Consider the following 17368-nt stretch of genomic DNA (forward strand, 5'->3'; position numbering starts at 1 on the left):
TCTCATAGTCCGATCCCATTGACTGGACCGGCCCGATGCCTCCCGTCCGGGCTCAGCGCAGGAAACCCTCGTACTTGCGCTGCGTCAACTGGCTCTCGATCTGCTTGACCGTGTCCAAGCCGACGTTGACCATGATCAGCACGGCCGTGCCGCCGAACGGGAAGTTCTGCGCGCTCTGCGCTCCTCCGCCGCCATCGCCGGTGATGCCGAGGAAGAAGTTCGGCAGGATCGCGATGATGCCGAGGTAGAGGGCGCCCGGCAGCGTGATTCGGGAGAGCACGAAGCTCAGGTACTCGGCCGTCGGCCGCCCGGGGCGGATCCCCGGGATGAACCCGCCGAACTTCTTCATGTCCTCGGCACGTTCCTCCGGGTTGAACGTGATGGACACGTAGAAGTAGGCGAAGAACACGATCAACGCCATGTACAGCAGGATGTGCACCCAGCTGGACGGGTCGACGATGTAGGTCTGGATGAACGTCGCCCACCAGGTCTCCTGCCCGCCGGCGAGCTGCCCGAGCAGCTGCGGGAGGTACAGCAGCGAGGACCCGAAGATGACCGGGATGACACCCGCCTGGTTGACCTTCAGCGGCAGGTAGGTCGACGTGCCGCCGTACATCCGGCGGCCGATCATGCGCTTGGCGTACTGCACCGGGATGCGGCGCTGCGCCTGCTCGATGAACACGACCGTCGCGATGATCGCCACGGCGAAGCAGAGCACCACGGCGAAGACCAGCCCGCCGTGCGAGTTCAGGATGCGGCCGCCCTGGCTCGGGATCTGCGCGGCGATCGAGGTGAAGATGAGCAGCGACATGCCGTTGCCGATGCCGCGCTCGGTGATGAGCTCGCCCATCCACATCAGCAGGATGGCGCCCGCGGTCATCACGACCACGATCGTCACGAGGTTGAGCACCGAGTTGTCCGGGACGAGCGGGACGGTGCAGCCGGGGAACAGCTGCCCGCGCACCGCCAGCGCCACGATGCCGGTGGCCTGCAGCATCGACAGCGCCACCGTGAGGTAGCGCGTGTACTGGGTCAGCTTCGCCTGCCCGGACTGGCCTTCCTTCTTCAGCTGCTCGAAGCGCGGAATCACCACCTGCAGCAGCTGCACGATGATGCTGGCGGTGATGTAGGGCATGATGCCCAGCGACAACACCGACAACTGCAGCAGGGCGCCGCCGCTGAAGAGGTTGAGCAGCGAGTAGACGCTCTGGTTGTCGCCGCCTTGGACCTGTTCGATGCACTGCTGGACGTTGGGGTACGACACCCCGGGCGACGGGATCAGCGCGCCGAGCCGATACAGCACGAGCATGCCCAGCGTGAACAGGATCTTGCGGCGCAGGTCCGGCGTCGTCAGAGCCGAGCGGAAGGCGCCGAGCACGCGAACCTCCTCCTACACCGGTCGCAACCGGCTGGGACGGTGGCCGGCTTGGCGTCAGCCGGCGCGATGGTTGGGACGCCCGCTTCACCGGGCACAGGTGCACAGTACCGCCCCGCCACGCCCGCACCGACACGACCGCTGCGCGGGAAGACCGGCACGACCGCTGCGCGGGAAGACCGGCACGACCGCTGCGCGGGAACCGGTGCACCGCGAGGCCGACACGCGGGCGGCCGCACGCGGCCCGTACCGGTAGAGCCGCACTCGTACGGGCGCACTGGTACGGCCGCACTGGTACGGGCGTCCGGACACGACACTGCGTTCGGCACTCTAGCAGCCGGGGAATTGACCACCGTCAGCGACCAGCACGGCACCTTGCGCAAGCCCCGGACGCGCTGCCCGGACGCGCTGCCGCGGGCAGCGCACCCGTGGCCGCCCTGGCTCGAACGGCGGGAAGCACCGCAGCGCACGAGGACGTCCCGGAGCTCGGGGCCGCCGCACGCGAACGGGCCGGCCGTCGGTGCTGACGGCCGGCCCGCAGGTCGAGTGCCACGCCTACGCGGCGTGGTCACCGGCAGATCACTTGTTGGGCTTGCGCGTGATCTTCACCTTGTTCGCCGAACCACCGGCGTTGGTGATCTTCTCCTGGGCGCTGCCGGTGAAGGCGTGCGCGGAGACGTCCAGCTTGACGCCGTCGACGTCGCCGTCACCGAGCACCTTCACGAGCTCGTTCTTCTTCACCAGGCCCGCGTCGACCAGGTCGGCCAGGCCGACCTGACCGCCCTGCGGGAAGACCTCGGCGATCCGGCCGACGTTCACGCCCTTGTACTCGATGCGCGACGGGTTGCGGAAGCCGCGCAGCTTCGGCAGGCGCATCTGGATGGGCATCTGCCCACCCTCGAACATCGGCGGCACCGTCTTCCGGGCCGTGGTGCCCTTCGTACCGCGGCCGGCGGTCTTGCCCTTCGAGCCCTCGCCGCGGCCGACGCGCAGCGGCTTGCGCTTCGCGCCCGGCGCCGGCTTCAGGTCGTGGATCTTGATGACCATGTCAGTCGACCTCCTCAACCGCCACCAACTGGTGGACGGCCTTGATCTGGCCGCGGGTTTCCGGGGTGTCCGGGCGCACGACCGACTGGCGGATCTTGCGCAGGCCGAGGGTACGCATGGTGTCCCGCTGGGCCTGGCGCGTTCCGACGAGGCCGCGCACCTGGGTGATCTTCAGCTGTGCCATCGCGATCACGCTCCCTGACCGGCACGCGCACGCAGCATGGATGCCGGGGCGACGTCCTCGAGCGGCAGACCGCGCCGCGCCGCCACCGCCTCCGGACGCTGCAGATGCTTGAGCGCGTGCACCGTCGCCTTGACGATGTTGATCGGGTTACCGCTGCCCAGCGACTTGCTCAGCACGTCGTGCACGCCCGCGCACTCCAGCACCGCGCGGACCGGCCCGCCGGCGATGACACCGGTACCGGGGCTGGCCGGGCGGAGCAGGACCTTGCCGGCCGCGTCCTCGCCCTGGACCGGGTGCGTGATCGTGCCCTCCAGGCGCGGGACGCGGAAGAAGTTCTTCTTCGCCTCCTCGACGCCCTTGGCGATCGCCGAGGGGACCTCCTTGGCCTTGCCGTGACCGACACCGACCATGCCGTCGCCGTCGCCGACCACGACCAGCGCCGTGAACGCGAACCGCCGGCCGCCGCTGACGACCTTCGCGACGCGGTTGATGGTCACGACACGCTCGAACTGCGGGGTCTTCTCTTGGGCCGCCCCGCCACGGCCACCGTCGCGGCGGTCCCGACGGTCCTTGCCGCCGGACTCCCCGCCCTCACGCCGAGTGCGTCCAGGCATCAGGCGTCCCTTCCGTTCTCTGTCTTACGCACTTGTCAGAACTCCAGACCACCGTCTCGCGCGGCGTCGGCCAACGCTGCGACACGGCCGTGGTAGGCGTGACCACCGCGGTCGAACACGACCTGCTCGACGCCGGCGTGCTTCGCCCGAGCCGCGACGAGCTCGCCGACCTTGGTGGCCATCGCCGTCTTGTCCCCCTCGAAGGAGCGCAGGTCGTGCTCCAGCGAGGTGGCCGAGGCCAGGGTGTGCCCCCGCTGGTCGTCGATCACCTGGGCGTTGATGTTCCGCAGGGACCTGCTCACGACCAGCCGCGGCCGCCCGGCGGTACCGCTGACCTTCTTGCGGATGCGCACGTGCCGCTTCTGACGGGCAAGTTGACGCTGCTTCGCGATGCTCTTGCCCACCGGCCTGCGCTTCGTCGTGGTGTTCTCGCTCATCGTCACTTACCCGTCTTTCCGACCTTGCGGCGGATGTTCTCGCCCGCGTAGCGAACACCCTTGCCCTTGTACGGGTCCGGGCGACGCAACTTGCGGATCCGCGCGGCGACCTCGCCGACCAGCTGCTTGTCGATGCCCTTGACGGACAACTTGCCCGGGCCCTCAGTCGAGAACTCGATGCCCTGCGGCGGCTCGATCACGATGGGGTGGCTGTAGCCGAGCGCGAACTCGAGGTTCGAGCCCTTCTGCTGGACGCGGTAACCGACGCCCTGGATCTCCAGGTCCTTCTGGAAACCCTGGCTGACGCCCACGACCATGTTGTTGACCAAGGTCCGAGCCAGCCCGTGCATCGAGCGGCTGCGGCGCTCGTCGTCCGGGCGGTTGACCAGAAGCGCGCCGTCCTCGTCGCGTTCGACGTTGATCGGCTCGGGGATCACCTGCTCCAGCGTGCCCTTGGGGCCATTGACCGTGACCTGCTGGCCATCGATGGTGACCTCGACACCGGAGGGGACGGTGATCGGCAGCTTTCCGATGCGCGACATGTCCGTTCCTCCTCCCTCACCAGACGTAGGCGAGGACTTCCCCGCCCACTCGCTTGCGCATGGCCTGCCGGTCGGTCATCAGGCCCTGGGACGTAGAGATCACGGCGATCCCGAGACCCCCCAGCACCTTCGGCAGGTTCGTGGACTTCGCGTACACCCGCAGACCCGGCTTGGACACCCGGCGCAGGCCCGCGATGCTCCGCTCGCGGTTCGGGCCGAACTTGAGCTCGCAGACGAGCTGCTTGCTCTTCGGACCGTCCTCGACGCGGGAGCCGGCCAGGTAGCCCTCCCGCTGCAGAACGTCGGCGACGTTCGCCTTGATCTTCGAGTGCGGCATCACGACCTCGTCGTGGAATGCCGAGTTGGCATTGCGCAGACGCGTCAGCATGTCTGCGATCGGATCGGTCATCGTCATGGTGACCTGTACAACCTTTCTCGTCTGGTTCCGACGGGCCCCAACGCGCGGCCGCCGGCCGGCGGCGGGCCGGCCCGGCGCCCTGAGGTCTGGACCCTGGCCTGGACGAAACAGTGGATGTTCGCCTACCGGAGGGCAGGCCCTTCTGGCACGCCGTGTGCGACACGACTCCCGCGACGCGGAGCGCGAGCGAACGCGCTGGTCACGCCCGCCGAGGGTACCGGCGTTGCACCGGCCCCCGGCAGGAGGGACTCACCAGGACGACTTGCTCACGCCGGGCAGCTCGCCCGCGTGCGCCATCTCGCGGAAGCAGATCCGGCACAGGCCGAACTTCTGGAACACCGCGCGCGAACGTCCACACCGGCCACAACGGGTGTACGCACGAACGGCGAACTTCGGCTTGCGCTTGGCCTTCTCGATCAGCGCCTTCTTCGCCATCGGCTCAGCTCTCCTTGAACGGGAAGCCCAGCCGCCGCAGCAGCGACCGACCTTCCTCATCTGTGTTGGCCGTCGTGACGACGGTGATGTCCATGCCCCGCGGACGGTCGATCTCGTCCGGGTCGATCTCGTGGAACATCGACTGGTCGCTCACGCCGAAGGTGTAGTTGCCGTGCCCGTCGAACTGGTTGGGCGACAACCCGCGGAAGTCGCGGATGCGCGGCAGCGAGATGTTGTTCAACCGGTCGAGGAACTCCCACATCCGGTCGCCGCGCAGCGTGGTGCGCGCACCGATCGGCATGCCCTCGCGGAGCTTGAACTGGGCCACGGACTTGCGCGCCCGGCGCACCTCCGGCTTCTGGCCGGTGATGGCGGAGAGGTCGCGGACCGCGCCCTCGATGATCTTGCTGTCCCGAGCGGCGTCCCCGACGCCCATGTTCACCACGACCTTGACCAGGCCGGGGACCTTCATCGGGTTGTCGTAGCCGAATTCCTCGGTCAGGCCCTGCCGGATCTCATCGCGGTAGCGGGTTTTCAGCCGCGGGACGATCTTCTCTGCTGTCGTCATGATCAGATGTCCTTACCGTTGCGACGCGAGATCCGAACCTTCTTGCCGTTCTCATCGAACCGGTAGCCGACCCGGGCCGGCTTGCCGTCGGAGTCCAGCACCTGCACGTTGCTGGCGTGGATCGGCGCCTCCTGCGTGACGATGCCGCCGGACTCCGCACCCCGCTCGTTCCGGGAGACCCGGGTGTGCTTCTTGATCCGGTTCACACCCTCGACGAGGACGCGCTCGTCCTGCGGGAAGGCCTGGATGACCTTGCCCTTGGCGCCCTTGTCCTTGCCGGAGATGATGACGACCTCGTCGCCCTTCTTGATCTTCATCACAGCACCTCCGGAGCGAGCGAGATGATCTTCATGAACTTCTTGTCACGCAGCTCCCGCGCCACGGGGCCGAAGATGCGGGTACCCCGCGGCTCGCCGCCCGGCTTCACCAGCACGGCGGCGTTCTCGTCGAACCGGATGTAGGAACCGTCCGGACGACGCTTCTCCTTCTTCTGCCGGACGATGACGGCCTTGACGACATCGCCCCGTTTCACGTTTGCGGCGGGGATCGCTTCCTTCACCGTGCCGACCACGATGTCCCCGATTCCCGCGTACCGCCGACCGGAACCACCGAGCACTCGGATGGTGAGGATCTCCCGAGCCCCGGTGTTGTCGGCGACACGCAGTCGCGATTCCTGTTGGATCACGTCCGACTCCTGACCCTAAGTGCCCGGGGAATGCCCGAGCACACTCTGGCGCGCCAAATTTCCGACCTGACACGCGCGGTCATGCCAACACGCACTCCGGCCGACCGCAGGTGACCGTCCGGCGGCCGGCCGACCGCGTGCCCCTCATGCTTGGGCGCCTGTCACTACTTGGCCTTCTCCACGATCTCGACGATCCGCCAGTGCTTCGTCGCCGACAGCGGCCGGGTCTCCATCAGCAGCACCCGGTCACCCACGCCCGCGGAGTTCTCCTCGTCATGCGCCTTGACCTTCTTGTTCATGCGCATGATCTTGCCGTAGAGGGCGTGCTGCTTGCGGTCCTCGAGCGTGACGACGACCGTCTTGTTCATCTTGTCCGAGACGACGTAGCCTTCCCGGACCTTCCGCTGATTGCGGGTTGCGCCCTGCGTCGTTTCACTCATGCAGCGCCCTCCTCAGCGCTCTCGGGCGAGTCGACCAAGCCCAGCTCGCGCTCGCGCATGATCGTGTAGATCCGGGCGATGTCCTTGCGGACCGTGCGCAGCCGACGGTTGTTCTGCAGCTGTCCAGTGGCCATCTGGAAGCGGAGGTTGAACAGCTCCTCCTTGGCTTCCCTCAGCCGCTGCACGAGCTCCTCGTCGTTCAGTTCACGCAGCTCCGCCGCGGTGACACCAGCAGCCATCAGAAGTCACCACCCTCGCGGGACACGATCTTGCACTTCATCGGGAGCTTGTGGGCCGCGCGCCGAAGCGCCTCGAGAGCGGTCTTCTCGTTCGGGAAGGTCAACTCGAACATGACCCGGCCCGGTTTCACGTTCGCGATCCAGTACTCGGGGGAGCCCTTGCCGGCACCCATCCGGGTCTCCGCCGGCTTCTTCGTCAGCGGGCGGTCCGGGAAGATGTTGATCCAGACCTTGCCGCCACGCTTGACGTGCCGGTTGATCGCGATACGGGCGGATTCGATCTGGCGGTTGGTCACGTAACCGTGCTCCAGCGCCTGAATCCCGTACTCGCCGAAGTTGATCCGGGTGCCGCCCTTGGCGAAGCCCTTCCGCTTCGGCGCGTGGCTCTTCCGCCACTTCACCTTGCGTGGGACGAGCACGTGTCAGCCCTCCGTCTTCTCATCGGCCTTCGGCTCAGCGACCTCCGGAGCGCTGGCAGTGGCCGCATCCCCTGCGGTTCGCGCCTGCTGCGGGCTCTGCGCCGAGCCCTTGGAACGGTCGCCGCGCCGACGGCCACCGCGCTCCGAACGGCCGCCGCGCTCGCCGCGCTCGCCGCGCTCACCGCGTTCGCCGCTGCGCGGCGGACGAACCTCGGACTCCTGCTGCTTCTGCTTCAGCCCACCGAGCAGCTCGCCCTTGTAGACCCAGACCTTCACGCCGATGCGGCCGAAGGTCGTGCGGGCCTCGAAGAAGCCGTAGTCGATGTCGGCGCGCAGCGTGTGCAGCGGCACGCGGCCCTCGCGGTAGACCTCCGAGCGGGACATCTCCGCACCGCCCAGACGGCCGGCGCACTGCACGCGGATGCCCTTGACCTGCGGCGAACGCATGGCCGACTGGATGGCCTTGCGCATCGCGCGCCGGAAGGACACGCGGTTGGACAGCTGCTCGGCGATGCCCTGGGCCACCAGCTGCGCGTCCGCCTCGGGGTTCTTCACCTCGAGGATGTTCAGTTGAACCTGCTTGCCGGTCAGCTTCTCCAGCTGGCCGCGGATCCGGTCCGCTTCCGCACCCCGGCGGCCGATGACGATGCCCGGCCGCGCGGTGTGGATGTCCACCCGGACCCGCTCGCGGGTGCGCTCGATCTCGACCTTGGAGATCCCGGCGCGCTCCATGCCGCGAGAGAGCTGACGGCGGATCTTGACGTCCTCCGCCACGTAATCCGAGTACTGCTTTTCGGCGTACCAGCGGGACTTGAAGTCCGTGGTGATGCCGAGTCGGAAGCCGTGCGGGTTGATCTTCTGACCCACTACCGGGCCCTCCCCTTCTGGCTCTTGCGGGACTTGCCGGCCTTCGCCGCCTTCGACCGCGACTCGACCTCGATCGTGATGTGCGAGGTGCGCTTGCGGATGCGGAATGCGCGCCCCTGCGCCCGCGGCCGGAACCGCTTCAGAGTCGGGCCCTCATCCACATACGCCCGGTGCACCCACAGGGTGTCGGGGTCGAGGGACTGGTTGTTCTCCGCGTTGGCGACCGCGCTGGCGAGCGCCTTCGACACCGGACCGCTGGCGGTCTGCGGCGCGAACTGGAGCACGACCTGGGCATCGCTGGCGCTCCGGCCCTTGATGAGCTCGACCACGCGGCGCGCCTTGCGCGGCGACACGCGGACGTAGCGGGCCCGCGCCACCGCGCGCGGGTTCGCCGCGGCGGTGTCCTCAGTACGGGCTGTCATCCTGCTACCCCTTGCTGTTCCTCGTTCGTGTCACAGACCCGCTCAGCGGCGGCGCGACTTCCGGTCTTCTTTGACGTGACCCTTGAAAGTCCGGGTCGGAGCGAACTCGCCGAGCTTGTGCCCGACCATGGCCTCGGTCACGAACACCGGGACGTGCTTGCGCCCGTCGTGCACCGCGATGGTGTGACCGATCATGTCCGGGATGACCGTCGACCGGCGGGACCAGGTCTTGATCACCGTCTTCTTGCCGGACTCGTTCAGCGCGTCCACCTTCTTGAGCAGGTGGTCGTCCACGAACGGGCCCTTCTTCAGGCTACGTGGCATGCGTTGTTACCTCCCTGCTCAGCGCTTCTTCTTGCCGGTCCGACGACGCCGGACGATCAGCTTGTCGCTGGGCTTCTTCCGACGGGTGCGGCCTTCCGGCTTGCCGTTCGGGTTGACCGGGTGGCGACCACCCGAGGTGCGACCCTCACCACCGCCGTGCGGGTGGTCGATCGGGTTCATGACGACACCGCGGACCGTGGGTCGACGACCCTTCCAGCGCATCCGGCCGGCCTTGCCCCAATTGATGTTGGAGTGCTCGGAGTTGCCGACCTCGCCGATGGTGGCGCGGCAGCGCGCGTCCACGTTGCGGATCTCGCCGGAGGGCATCCGCAGCTGCGCGAAGCGGCCCTCCTTGGCCACCAGCTGCACCCGGGTGCCCGCGGCCCGCGCGATCTTGGCGCCGCCGCCCGGGGCGAGCTCGATCGCGTGGATCACGGTGCCCAGCGGGATGTTCCGCAGCGGGAGGTTGTTCCCGGACTTGATGTCGGCCTTGGCCCCGTTCTCGAGCCAGTCGCCCTGGCGGACGCCGTTCGGCGCGATGATGTAGCGCTTCTCGCCGTCCTTGTAGTTGAGCAGGGCGATCCGAGCGCTGCGGTTCGGGTCGTACTCGATGTGCGCGACCTTGGCCGGCACACCGTCCTTGTCATGACGGCGGAAGTCGATGATGCGGTACATCCGCTTGTGCCCGCCGCCCTGGTGGCGTGTGGTGATCTTGCCCTTGTTGTTCCGGCCCGCCTTCTTGTTCAGCGGACGGACCAACGACTTCTCCGGCTTCGACCGCGTGAGCTCGGCGAAGTCGGACACGCTGGAGCCGCGACGGCCCGCCGTCGTCGGCTTGTGCTTGCGAACGCCCATTCCTAATGCAACCTCGTCCTCGTCAACGCGGTCAGCTAGCCGTACCGCCGAAGATCTCGATCGGCTTGCTGTCCGGGGACAACGTGACGATCGCCCGCTTGGTGTCCTTGCGCTTGCCCCACCCGGTGCGGGTGCGCTTGCGCTTCCCCTCGCGGTTGATCGTGTTTACCTTGGAAACCCGAACGTCGAAGATCTTCTCGACGGCGATCTTGATCTCGGTCTTGTTCGACCGCGGGTCCACCAAGAACGTGTACTGGTTCTCCTCCATCAAGCCGTAGCTCTTCTCGGAGATCACCGGCTTGATGATCACGTCACGCGGGTCGGCACTCACTGCTCAGCCTCCTCTGTGGAAGACGCGGCGGTCGTGGCCGGACGACCCTGCTGCGACGCGCGGCTGACGAACCGCTCGAACGCGGACTTGGTGAACACCACGTCGTCGTTGTTCAGCACGTCGTAGGTGTTGACCTGGCTCGCGTCGAGCAGGTGCACGCCCTGCAGGTTCCGCAGGCTCAGCCAGGAGTTCTCCTCGTCCTGGCGGTCCAACACGACCAGCACCTTGCGGGCATCGGTCCAGTTGCGCAGCGCCGCCTTGCCCTGCTTCGTGGACGGCTTCTCCGGACCGACCACGTGCGTGACCACGTGCAGCTGGTCGGCGCGCACCCGGTCGGACAGCGCGCCGAACAGCGCCTTGGCCTTCATCTTCTTCGGCGTGCGCTGGTCGTAGTCGCGCGGCTGCGGGCCGTGCACGACGCCGCCGCCCTTGAACTGCGGGGCGCGGGTCGAGCCCTGCCGGGCGTTGCCGGTCCCCTTCTGCCGGTACGGCTTCTTGCCGCCGCCGGCGCGCATGCCGCGAGTCTTGGTCGCGTGAGTACCCTGCCGGCCGGCGGCCAGCTGCGCCACGACGACCTGGTGCATCAGCGGAATGCTCGCCTGCACGTCGAAGATCGCGGCGGGCAGTTCGACCGTGCCGTCGGTCTTGCCGTCCGGGGTACGGACGTCGAGCGTCGCGCCCATCACGCACCACCCTTCGCAGGACTCTTCACCAGCACCAGGCCGCCCTTGGGACCCGGGATGGCGCCCTTGATCAGCAGCAGACCGGAGTCCTGCTCGACCTGGTGCACCTTCAGGTTCTGCGTGGTGACCCGGTTCGAGCCCATCCGGCCCGCCATCTTCATGCCCTTGAACACGCGGCCGGGGTACGCGCAGCCGCCGATCGAACCGGGCTTGCGGTGCACGGCCTGCGTACCGTGGCTCATCGGCTGCCGGTGGAACCCGTGCCGCTTGATGGTGCCCGCGAAGCCCTTGCCCTTGCTGGTGCCGACCACGTCGACGACCGCGCCGCTGTCGAAGAGCTCGGCGGTGATCTCCTGGCCGACTTCGTAGTCGCCCGCATCGGCCGTGCGCAGCTCGATCAGGTGCCGGCGCGGGGTGACACCGGCCTTGGCGAAGTGGCCGGCGCGGGGCTTGTTCACCTTGCGCGGCTTCACCCCGCCGAACGCCAGCTGCACGGCCGAGTAGCCGTCCTTGTCAGGGGTGCGAATCTGAGTGACCACGTTCGGCCCGGCCTCCACGACGGTCACCGGCACCACCCGGTTGTTCTCGTCGAAGACCTGGGTCATGCCGAGCTTGGTGCCCAGAATCCCCTTGATCTGCTTCTCAGACATGGGTCTCGTTCTCTCCAGCTACCTCTGGTCGCCGTGCCTTACTGGATGTTCACGTCGACGCTGGCTGGCAGGTCGATGCGCATGAGCGCGTCCACCGTCTTCGGCGTCGGTTCGAGGATGTCGATCATTCGCTTGTGCGTACGCATCTCGAAGTGCTCCCGCGAGTCCTTGTACTTGTGCGGGGAGCGGATGACGCAGTAGACGTTCTTCTCCGTGGGCAGCGGCACCGGCCCAACGACCCGAGCGCCGGTGCGCGTCACGGTCTCGACGATCTTGCGCGCGGACGCGTCGATCGCCTCGTGGTCGTAGGCCTTGAGCCGGATGCGGATCTTCTGTCCCGCCATAGTGGCTTGCCGTTCCTTCTGGTCTCGTGCCGCGGTTTCGTTGTGGGACCGGGTGCGCCGGCCGCGGCGGTTCGCCCACCGCGCGGTCACCTGGCCGTGGCGGCCGGGTGTCGCCCCCGATGCCCGCCAGACCCCGATCTCCGGGAAGCCCGACCGTCGTCCGGCTCCGGCGCGTCCGTGCCCGCCCGGGCGGTACCGGGCCACCGCTGCGCGGTGCGGCACAGGACGCGGCCGGCGAGCCGGATCCCGGATCGCACAGCCCTCGGTTCACCCTGTTCAGCTTGTTGGTGCCCGGAACACGCGGTCGGGCGTGTCGGCCCACTGCCGCGCACCGGTCCCCCGCGAACGTCGCCGCAGAGGATGGGAAAACCCGTACACCTGCTTGCCAGTCCGGTCCGGATCGCCGCACCACCGCCGCGGACCGAGGAGGTCCGGTGGGTGGGCCCGGCCCGAGACAGGGCCGCGAGGCCCTCGCAACGGAGCGACCGCGAGCACCGGAGTGCGGTGCTCGCAACCGCCCCACACGAGCAACCCGAACAGCATGACATACCGGAGTACGCCGCTGCTCATCGGGGTGGTTTGTTGGCGTGGAACGCCCGCAAACCGCAGAAGGCCTGCCCTCCGCGCGGAAGGGCAGGCCCCCGTCAACTCACTTGGTGATCTTCGTGACGCGACCGGCGCCGACGGTGCGGCCGCCCTCGCGGATCGCGAAGCGCAGCCCCTCCTCCATCGCGATGGGCTGGATGAGCTGCACCGACATCTCGGTGTTGTCACCGGGCATGACCATCTCGGTGCCCTCGGGCAAGGTCACGACACCGGTCACGTCCGTGGTGCGGAAGTAGAACTGCGGCCGGTAGTTGTTGAAGAACGGCGTGTGGCGACCACCCTCGTCCTTGGACAGGACGTACACCTGCGCCTCGAACTCGGTGTGCGGAGTGGTGCTGCCGGGCTTCACGACGACCATGCCGCGCTCGACGTCCTCGCGCTTCACACCGCGGACCAGCAGACCGACGTTGTCGCCGGCCTCGCCCTGGTCGAGCAGCTTGCGGAACATCTCGACGCCGGTGACGGTGGTCTTGATCGGCTTGTCCTTGATGCCGACCATCTCGACCTCTTCGTTCACCTTGATCATGCCGCGCTCGACACGGCCGGTGACCACGGTGCCGCGACCGGTGATCGAGAAGATGTCCTCGACCGGCATCAGGAAGGACTGGTCGGTCGCGCGGACCGGGTCCGGGATCTTCTCGTCGCAGGCGTTGAGCAGGTCCATGATCCGGTCGCCCCACTGCTCGTCGCCCTCCAGGGCCTTGAGCGCGGAGACCTTCACGACCGGGATGTCGTCGCCCGGGAACTCCTGCTCGGAGAGCAGCTCCCGAACCTCCATCTCGACGAGCTCGCTGATCTCGTCGTCCTCGACCATGTCGGCCTTGTTCAGCGCCACCACGATGTAGGGGACGCCGACCTGCCGGGCCAGCAGCACGTGCTCGCGGGTCTGCGGCATCGGGCCGTCGGTCGCGGCGACCACCAGGATCGCACCGTCCATCTGGGCGGCACCGGTGATCATGTTCTTCACGTAGTCGGCGTGACCGGGGGCGTCAACGTGCGCGTAGTGGCGCGCCTCGGTCTGGTACTCGACGTGCGCGATCTGGATCGTGATGCCGCGCTCTTTTTCCTCCGGCGCCTTGTCGATGTCATCGAAGGGCGTGAAGGGGTTGAGCTCCGGGTGCTTGTCGTGCAGCACCTTGGTGATGGCTGCCGTCAGGGTGGTCTTGCCGTGGTCAACGTGACCGATGGTCCCGATGTTGACGTGCGGCTTGTCCCTCTCGAACTTCGCCTTCGCCACTGGAATGTCCTCCTGGACTTGTTACCTTTCCGCCGTACGACCTTGGTGCGCCAGGCGGAGTCCTGTCGGGTGGTGGGAGGCGGACCACCGGAACCACCGCCCGGCGGCACCACCGCCGGGTGCGGGACCGGTGCTCCGCCGCACCGGTTTCTACGGGGGAGTCACTCCCCGGTCGCCTTCGCGATGATCTCCTTCGCCACGTTCGCGGGAACCTCGGCATAGGAGTCGAAGTGCATCGTGTAGTTGGCGCGCCCCTGCGTCTTGGACCGGAGCTCGCCGACGTACCCGAACATCTCGGACAACGGAGCGAGGCCCTTCACGACCCGCGTGCCGTTGCGCTCCTCCATGGCCTGGACCTGACCACGGCGGGAGTTCAGGTCGCCGATGACGTCGCCCATGTACTCCTCGGGCGTGGTCACCTCGACCGCCATCATGGGTTCCAGCAGGCAGGGGCTGGCCTTGGCGGTGGCCTCCTTCATCGCCATGGAACCCGCGACCTTGAAGGCCATCTCCGAGGAGTCGACCTCGTGGTACTGGCCGTCGACCAAGGTCACCTTCACGCCGACCAGCGGGTAGCCCGCGAGCACCCCGTACTGCATGGCGTCCTGCGCGCCCTCGTCCACCGACGGGATGAACTCCTTCGGAACCCGCCCGCCGACGACCTTGTTCTCGAACTCGTAGGTCGCGCTGTCGTTGGTCTGCTCGATCGGTTCGAGGTTGATGATCACGCGCGCGAACTGACCCGAGCCACCGGTCTGCTTCTTGTGCGTGTACTCGAACTTCTCCACCGGCTTGCGGATGGTCTCGCGGTAGGAGACCTGCGGCTTGCCGATGTTGGCCTCGACCTTGAAGTCCGTCTTCATCCGGTTGACGAGGACCTCCAGGTGGAGCTCGCCCATGCCGCCGATGATGGTCTGGCCGGTCTCCTCGTCCCGGTGCACCCGGAACGTGGGGTCCTCCTCGGCCAGCTTCTGGATGGCGGTGGACAGCTTCTCCTGGTCCGCCTTGCTCTTCGGCTCGATGGCCACGTCGATGACCGAGGCGGGGAAGCTCATCGACTCCAGCACGATCGGGCTGTTCGAGTCGGAGAGCGTGTCACCGGTGCCGGTCTCCTTGAGGCCGACCACGGCGTAGATGTGCCCGGCCTGCGCCTCATCGACCGGGTTCTCCTTGTTGGAGTGCATCTGGAACAGCTTGCCGATGCGCTCCTTGCGCCCGCGGGTCGCGTTGATGATCTGCTGACCCTGCTGGATCGTCCCGGAGTACACGCGGACGTAGGTGAGCTTGCCGTAGAACGGGTGCACCGCGACCTTGAACGCCAGCGCGGAGAAGGGCGCCTTCGTGTCCGGCTTGCGCTCGTCGGCGGTCTCCCCGTCGGTCAGCGTGCCCTGCACCGGCGGCAGGTCCAGCGGCGACGGCAGGAAGTCGACCACCGCGTCCAGCATCGGCTGCACGCCCTTGTTCTTGAAGGCGGAGCCGCACAGCACCGGGAACGCCTCGCGGTCGATGGTGAGCTTGCGGATGCCGGCCTTGATCTGGTCGACGGTGAGCTCCTCGCCGCCGAAGTAGGCCTCCATGAGCTCCTCGGAGCTCTCGGCCACCGACTCGACGAGCTCCTCCCGAGCGCGCTCCGCCTTCTCGCGCAGCTCCTCCGGGATGTCCTCGACGGCGTACTTGGCGCCCTTCTCAACATCACCGCGCCAGGTCAGCGCCTGCATGTTGACCACGTCGACGATGCCCTCGAAGTCGGACTCCCGCCCGATCGGCAGCTGCAGCACCAGCGGCTTGGCGTTCAGGCGCTCGCGGATGGTGCCGACGCTGTAGTCGAAGTCCGCGCCCAGCTTGTCCATCTTGTTGATGAAGCAGATGCGCGGGACGTCGTACTTGTCCGCCTGGCGCCAGACCTGCTCGGACTGCGGTTCGACGCCTTCCTTGCCGTCGAAGACCGCGACGGCGCCGTCCAGCACGCGCAGCGAGCGCTCCACCTCGGCGGTGAAATCGACGTGCCCGGGGGTGTCGATGATGTTGATCTGGTAGTTGTTCCAGAAGGTGGTGGTAGCAGCCGAGGTGATGGTGATCCCCCGCTTCTGCTCCTCCTGCATCCAGTCCATCGTAGACGCACCGTCGTGCGTCTCCCCGAGCTTGTAGTTGATCCCCGTGTAGAAGAGGATCCGCTCGGTCGCAGTGGTCTTGCCCGCGTCGATGTGGGCCATGATGCCGATGTTGCGGACCTTGGTGAGGTCCGTAAGCACGTCGCGTGCCACGAGATCTTCCCCGTTCCTACAGCAGGTGCAAGCTGTCGAAGCGGTGCGCCGAGCGGGCAGTGGGCCGACCCGACGTCACCAGCGGTAGTGCGCGAAAGCCTTGTTGGACTCCGCCATCTTGTGCGTGTCTTCGCGCTTCTTCACACTCGCGCCGAGACCGTTGCTCGCGTCCAGCAGCTCGTTGGTCAGGCGTTCGACCATGGACTTCTCGCGCCGCTGCCGGGAGTAGATGACGATCCAGCGCAGGGCCAGCGTCGTGGAGCGACCCTGGCGCACCTCCACCGGGACCTGGTACGTCGCGCCACCGACGCGGCGGCTGCGGACCTCCAGGGTGGGTTTGACGTTGTCCAGCGCGCGCTTGAGCGTGACCACCGGGTCGGTGCCGGTCTTCTCCCGGCAGCCTTCCAACGCACCGTAGACGATCCGCTCGGCCAAGGACCGCTTCCCGTCCACCAGCACCTTGTTCACGAGCTGGGTGACCAGCGGGGAACCATAGACCGGATCAGCGTACAACGACCGCTTCGGGGCCGGACCCTTACGGGGCATCAGCTCTTCTCCTTCTTCGCGCCGTACTGGCTGCGAGACTGCTTGCGGTTCTTCACACCCTGCGTGTCAGCGGCACCGCGGACGATCTTGTAACGGACGCCGGGGAGGTCCTTCACACGACCACCGCGAACGAGCACGATCGAGTGCTCCTGCAGGTTGTGGCCTTCGCCCGGGATGTACGCCGTCACCTCGACGCCACTGGTCAGCCTGACACGGGCGACCTTACGCAGTGCCGAGTTCGGCTTCTTCGGGGTGGTGGTGTACACGCGGGTGCACACACCGCGCCGCTGCGGGCTCCCCTTGAGCCCGGCAGTCGTCAGCTTCGCGGGCTTGTCCTGGCGGCCCTTTCGGACCAGCTGCTGGATGGTGGGCATGGACCGGCTTTCTGTCAGCGTTCGCGTCTTCTTCGGGTGCTCGACCAAGCCGCGCTCGTTCGAGCCTCGGGGTGCCCCGGCGTCGAACACCCGTCGATCGCCGGCCGGGCACCGTCCTGGTTCCGGAAACCCTCCGACCCCCGAAGTCGGGCGTGTTGCCCACTCCTCGGTGTGGACACTGCAGCCACCCTGGGATGCCCAGCGCGGATGCCCAGTGCCTGCGGGAGGAGTTCCGCACTGTCCGTATGACGCATGCGTGGGCCACCCGAGGCGCACCGCGCGAACAGCACACGGACCGACCCGATGAGCTCGGGTCCAGGAATCAAAGATACCTGCCCCGTTCACAGGGGGTCAAAACGGGGGTCGGTTTGACCGCTCGCTCTTGCGGTGCTGTTTCCCGCCGATTCCCGGTCCCGGCGAGGTCGCGGCGGCTCCGACTGCCCGCGGAGCTCCCCCAGGCTG

General features: G+C 67.5%; 26 protein-coding genes. All 26 read right to left on the bottom strand.

Features of this window, described 5'->3' with window-relative positions; translation table 11 throughout:
- Positions 1–52: 52 nt before the first annotated feature.
- The gene (gene secY, locus ACVGV0_RS20770) at positions 53–1378 is read right to left on the bottom strand and encodes a preprotein translocase subunit SecY (protein WP_459157365.1); all 1326 of its coding nucleotides are present in this window, start codon (positions 1376–1378) and stop codon (positions 53–55) included.
- A 576-nt stretch (positions 1379–1954) separates the two neighbouring features.
- The gene (rplO, locus tag ACVGV0_RS20775; RefSeq protein WP_459157366.1) at positions 1955–2422 is read right to left on the bottom strand and encodes a 50S ribosomal protein L15; all 468 of its coding nucleotides are present in this window, start codon (positions 2420–2422) and stop codon (positions 1955–1957) included.
- 1 nt (position 2423) lies between these two features.
- Positions 2424–2606 (bottom strand): 50S ribosomal protein L30, encoded by a 183-nt coding sequence (rpmD, locus tag ACVGV0_RS20780; protein ID WP_459157367.1) that lies wholly within the window; start codon positions 2604–2606, stop codon positions 2424–2426.
- A gap of 5 nt (positions 2607–2611) precedes the next feature.
- The gene (gene rpsE / locus ACVGV0_RS20785) at positions 2612–3220 is read right to left on the bottom strand and encodes a 30S ribosomal protein S5 (RefSeq protein ID WP_459157368.1); all 609 of its coding nucleotides are present in this window, start codon (positions 3218–3220) and stop codon (positions 2612–2614) included.
- A 35-nt stretch (positions 3221–3255) separates the two neighbouring features.
- Positions 3256–3657 (bottom strand): 50S ribosomal protein L18, encoded by a 402-nt coding sequence (gene rplR, locus ACVGV0_RS20790; protein ID WP_459157369.1) that lies wholly within the window; start codon positions 3655–3657, stop codon positions 3256–3258.
- 2 nt (positions 3658–3659) lie between these two features.
- Complete coding sequence (gene rplF / locus ACVGV0_RS20795) at positions 3660–4199, bottom strand: 50S ribosomal protein L6 (RefSeq protein ID WP_459157370.1); 540 nt, start codon at positions 4197–4199, stop codon at positions 3660–3662.
- A gap of 16 nt (positions 4200–4215) precedes the next feature.
- Positions 4216–4614, bottom strand: a complete 399-nt coding sequence (rpsH, locus tag ACVGV0_RS20800; protein ID WP_459157371.1) for a 30S ribosomal protein S8 — start codon at positions 4612–4614, stop codon at positions 4216–4218.
- Between the two features lie 252 nt (positions 4615–4866).
- A complete protein-coding gene (locus ACVGV0_RS20805; protein WP_459157372.1) occupies positions 4867–5052 on the bottom strand; it encodes a type Z 30S ribosomal protein S14 in 186 nt (61 codons plus the stop codon).
- 4 nt (positions 5053–5056) lie between these two features.
- Entirely contained in the window at positions 5057–5620 is a 564-nt protein-coding gene (rplE, locus tag ACVGV0_RS20810) for a 50S ribosomal protein L5 (protein ID WP_459157373.1), read from the bottom strand.
- Positions 5621–5622: 2 nt separating this feature from the next.
- Positions 5623–5937, bottom strand: a complete 315-nt coding sequence (rplX, locus tag ACVGV0_RS20815; protein WP_459157374.1) for a 50S ribosomal protein L24 — start codon at positions 5935–5937, stop codon at positions 5623–5625.
- The gene (gene rplN / locus ACVGV0_RS20820) at positions 5937–6305 is read right to left on the bottom strand and encodes a 50S ribosomal protein L14 (RefSeq protein ID WP_459157375.1); all 369 of its coding nucleotides are present in this window, start codon (positions 6303–6305) and stop codon (positions 5937–5939) included. The genes rplX and rplN overlap by 1 nt, the downstream gene beginning before the upstream one ends.
- 164 nt (positions 6306–6469) lie before the next feature.
- Positions 6470–6745, bottom strand: a complete 276-nt coding sequence (gene rpsQ / locus ACVGV0_RS20825; RefSeq protein ID WP_459157376.1) for a 30S ribosomal protein S17 — start codon at positions 6743–6745, stop codon at positions 6470–6472.
- Complete coding sequence (rpmC, locus tag ACVGV0_RS20830) at positions 6742–6984, bottom strand: 50S ribosomal protein L29 (RefSeq protein WP_459157377.1); 243 nt, start codon at positions 6982–6984, stop codon at positions 6742–6744. Before rpmC ends, rpsQ begins: the two co-directional genes overlap by 4 nt.
- Positions 6984–7403, bottom strand: a complete 420-nt coding sequence (gene rplP / locus ACVGV0_RS20835) for a 50S ribosomal protein L16 (protein ID WP_459157378.1) — start codon at positions 7401–7403, stop codon at positions 6984–6986. The genes rpmC and rplP overlap by 1 nt, the downstream gene beginning before the upstream one ends.
- Before the next feature lie 3 nt (positions 7404–7406).
- Positions 7407–8270, bottom strand: coding sequence for a 30S ribosomal protein S3 (gene rpsC, locus ACVGV0_RS20840; protein ID WP_459157379.1), 864 nt, complete (start codon positions 8268–8270; stop codon positions 7407–7409).
- Entirely contained in the window at positions 8270–8692 is a 423-nt protein-coding gene (rplV, locus tag ACVGV0_RS20845) for a 50S ribosomal protein L22 (protein ID WP_459157380.1), read from the bottom strand. The genes rpsC and rplV overlap by 1 nt, the downstream gene beginning before the upstream one ends.
- A gap of 42 nt (positions 8693–8734) precedes the next feature.
- Positions 8735–9016: a 30S ribosomal protein S19 gene (rpsS, locus tag ACVGV0_RS20850; protein WP_459157381.1), complete on the bottom strand. Its 282-nt coding sequence runs from the start codon at positions 9014–9016 to the stop codon at positions 8735–8737.
- 18 nt (positions 9017–9034) lie between these two features.
- Positions 9035–9871 (bottom strand): 50S ribosomal protein L2, encoded by an 837-nt coding sequence (gene rplB, locus ACVGV0_RS20855; RefSeq protein ID WP_459157382.1) that lies wholly within the window; start codon positions 9869–9871, stop codon positions 9035–9037.
- Between the two features lie 31 nt (positions 9872–9902).
- Complete coding sequence (gene rplW, locus ACVGV0_RS20860) at positions 9903–10202, bottom strand: 50S ribosomal protein L23 (RefSeq protein WP_459157383.1); 300 nt, start codon at positions 10200–10202, stop codon at positions 9903–9905.
- Positions 10199–10885, bottom strand: coding sequence for a 50S ribosomal protein L4 (gene rplD, locus ACVGV0_RS20865; protein WP_459157384.1), 687 nt, complete (start codon positions 10883–10885; stop codon positions 10199–10201). The genes rplW and rplD overlap by 4 nt, the downstream gene beginning before the upstream one ends.
- Complete coding sequence (gene rplC / locus ACVGV0_RS20870) at positions 10885–11535, bottom strand: 50S ribosomal protein L3 (RefSeq protein WP_459157385.1); 651 nt, start codon at positions 11533–11535, stop codon at positions 10885–10887. The genes rplD and rplC overlap by 1 nt, the downstream gene beginning before the upstream one ends.
- 38 nt (positions 11536–11573) lie before the next feature.
- The gene (rpsJ, locus tag ACVGV0_RS20875; protein WP_459157386.1) at positions 11574–11879 is read right to left on the bottom strand and encodes a 30S ribosomal protein S10; all 306 of its coding nucleotides are present in this window, start codon (positions 11877–11879) and stop codon (positions 11574–11576) included.
- A 649-nt stretch (positions 11880–12528) separates the two neighbouring features.
- Positions 12529–13722, bottom strand: coding sequence for an elongation factor Tu (tuf, locus tag ACVGV0_RS20880; protein ID WP_459157387.1), 1194 nt, complete (start codon positions 13720–13722; stop codon positions 12529–12531).
- Between the two features lie 161 nt (positions 13723–13883).
- Positions 13884–15986, bottom strand: a complete 2103-nt coding sequence (gene fusA / locus ACVGV0_RS20885) for an elongation factor G (protein WP_459157388.1) — start codon at positions 15984–15986, stop codon at positions 13884–13886.
- 75 nt (positions 15987–16061) lie between these two features.
- The gene (gene rpsG / locus ACVGV0_RS20890; protein WP_459157389.1) at positions 16062–16532 is read right to left on the bottom strand and encodes a 30S ribosomal protein S7; all 471 of its coding nucleotides are present in this window, start codon (positions 16530–16532) and stop codon (positions 16062–16064) included.
- A complete protein-coding gene (gene rpsL / locus ACVGV0_RS20895) occupies positions 16532–16906 on the bottom strand; it encodes a 30S ribosomal protein S12 (protein WP_459160084.1) in 375 nt (124 codons plus the stop codon). The genes rpsG and rpsL overlap by 1 nt, the downstream gene beginning before the upstream one ends.
- Positions 16907–17368 lie beyond the last annotated feature (462 nt).

The sequence above is a fragment of the Salinifilum ghardaiensis genome, from assembly GCF_054491345.1.

What these genes read in the sequence shown, in the direction of transcription:
- rpmC (WP_459157377.1), bottom strand. Translation starts at nt 6,984, where the DNA reads ATGGCTGCTGGTGTCACCGCGGCGGAGCTGCGTGAACTGAACGACGAG.
- rplE (WP_459157373.1), bottom strand. Translation starts at nt 5,620, where the DNA reads ATGACGACAGCAGAGAAGATCGTCCCGCGGCTGAAAACCCGCTACCGC.
- rpsE (WP_459157368.1), bottom strand. Translation starts at nt 3,220, where the DNA reads ATGCCTGGACGCACTCGGCGTGAGGGCGGGGAGTCCGGCGGCAAGGAC.
- rplO (WP_459157366.1), bottom strand. Translation starts at nt 2,422, where the DNA reads ATGGTCATCAAGATCCACGACCTGAAGCCGGCGCCGGGCGCGAAGCGC.
- rplD (WP_459157384.1), bottom strand. Translation starts at nt 10,885, where the DNA reads ATGGGCGCGACGCTCGACGTCCGTACCCCGGACGGCAAGACCGACGGC.
- rplR (WP_459157369.1), bottom strand. Translation starts at nt 3,657, where the DNA reads ATGAGCGAGAACACCACGACGAAGCGCAGGCCGGTGGGCAAGAGCATC.
- rpsQ (WP_459157376.1), bottom strand. Translation starts at nt 6,745, where the DNA reads ATGAGTGAAACGACGCAGGGCGCAACCCGCAATCAGCGGAAGGTCCGG.
- rpsH (WP_459157371.1), bottom strand. Translation starts at nt 4,614, where the DNA reads ATGACGATGACCGATCCGATCGCAGACATGCTGACGCGTCTGCGCAAT.
- rpsG (WP_459157389.1), bottom strand. Translation starts at nt 16,532, where the DNA reads ATGCCCCGTAAGGGTCCGGCCCCGAAGCGGTCGTTGTACGCTGATCCG.
- rplF (WP_459157370.1), bottom strand. Translation starts at nt 4,199, where the DNA reads ATGTCGCGCATCGGAAAGCTGCCGATCACCGTCCCCTCCGGTGTCGAG.
- rplX (WP_459157374.1), bottom strand. Translation starts at nt 5,937, where the DNA reads ATGAAGATCAAGAAGGGCGACGAGGTCGTCATCATCTCCGGCAAGGAC.
- rpmD (WP_459157367.1), bottom strand. Translation starts at nt 2,606, where the DNA reads ATGGCACAGCTGAAGATCACCCAGGTGCGCGGCCTCGTCGGAACGCGC.
- rpsS (WP_459157381.1), bottom strand. Translation starts at nt 9,016, where the DNA reads ATGCCACGTAGCCTGAAGAAGGGCCCGTTCGTGGACGACCACCTGCTC.
- rpsJ (WP_459157386.1), bottom strand. Translation starts at nt 11,879, where the DNA reads ATGGCGGGACAGAAGATCCGCATCCGGCTCAAGGCCTACGACCACGAG.
- rplC (WP_459157385.1), bottom strand. Translation starts at nt 11,535, where the DNA reads ATGTCTGAGAAGCAGATCAAGGGGATTCTGGGCACCAAGCTCGGCATG.
- ACVGV0_RS20805 (WP_459157372.1), bottom strand. Translation starts at nt 5,052, where the DNA reads ATGGCGAAGAAGGCGCTGATCGAGAAGGCCAAGCGCAAGCCGAAGTTC.
- rplB (WP_459157382.1), bottom strand. Translation starts at nt 9,871, where the DNA reads ATGGGCGTTCGCAAGCACAAGCCGACGACGGCGGGCCGTCGCGGCTCC.
- rplV (WP_459157380.1), bottom strand. Translation starts at nt 8,692, where the DNA reads ATGACAGCCCGTACTGAGGACACCGCCGCGGCGAACCCGCGCGCGGTG.
- rpsL (WP_459160084.1), bottom strand. Translation starts at nt 16,906, where the DNA reads ATGCCCACCATCCAGCAGCTGGTCCGAAAGGGCCGCCAGGACAAGCCC.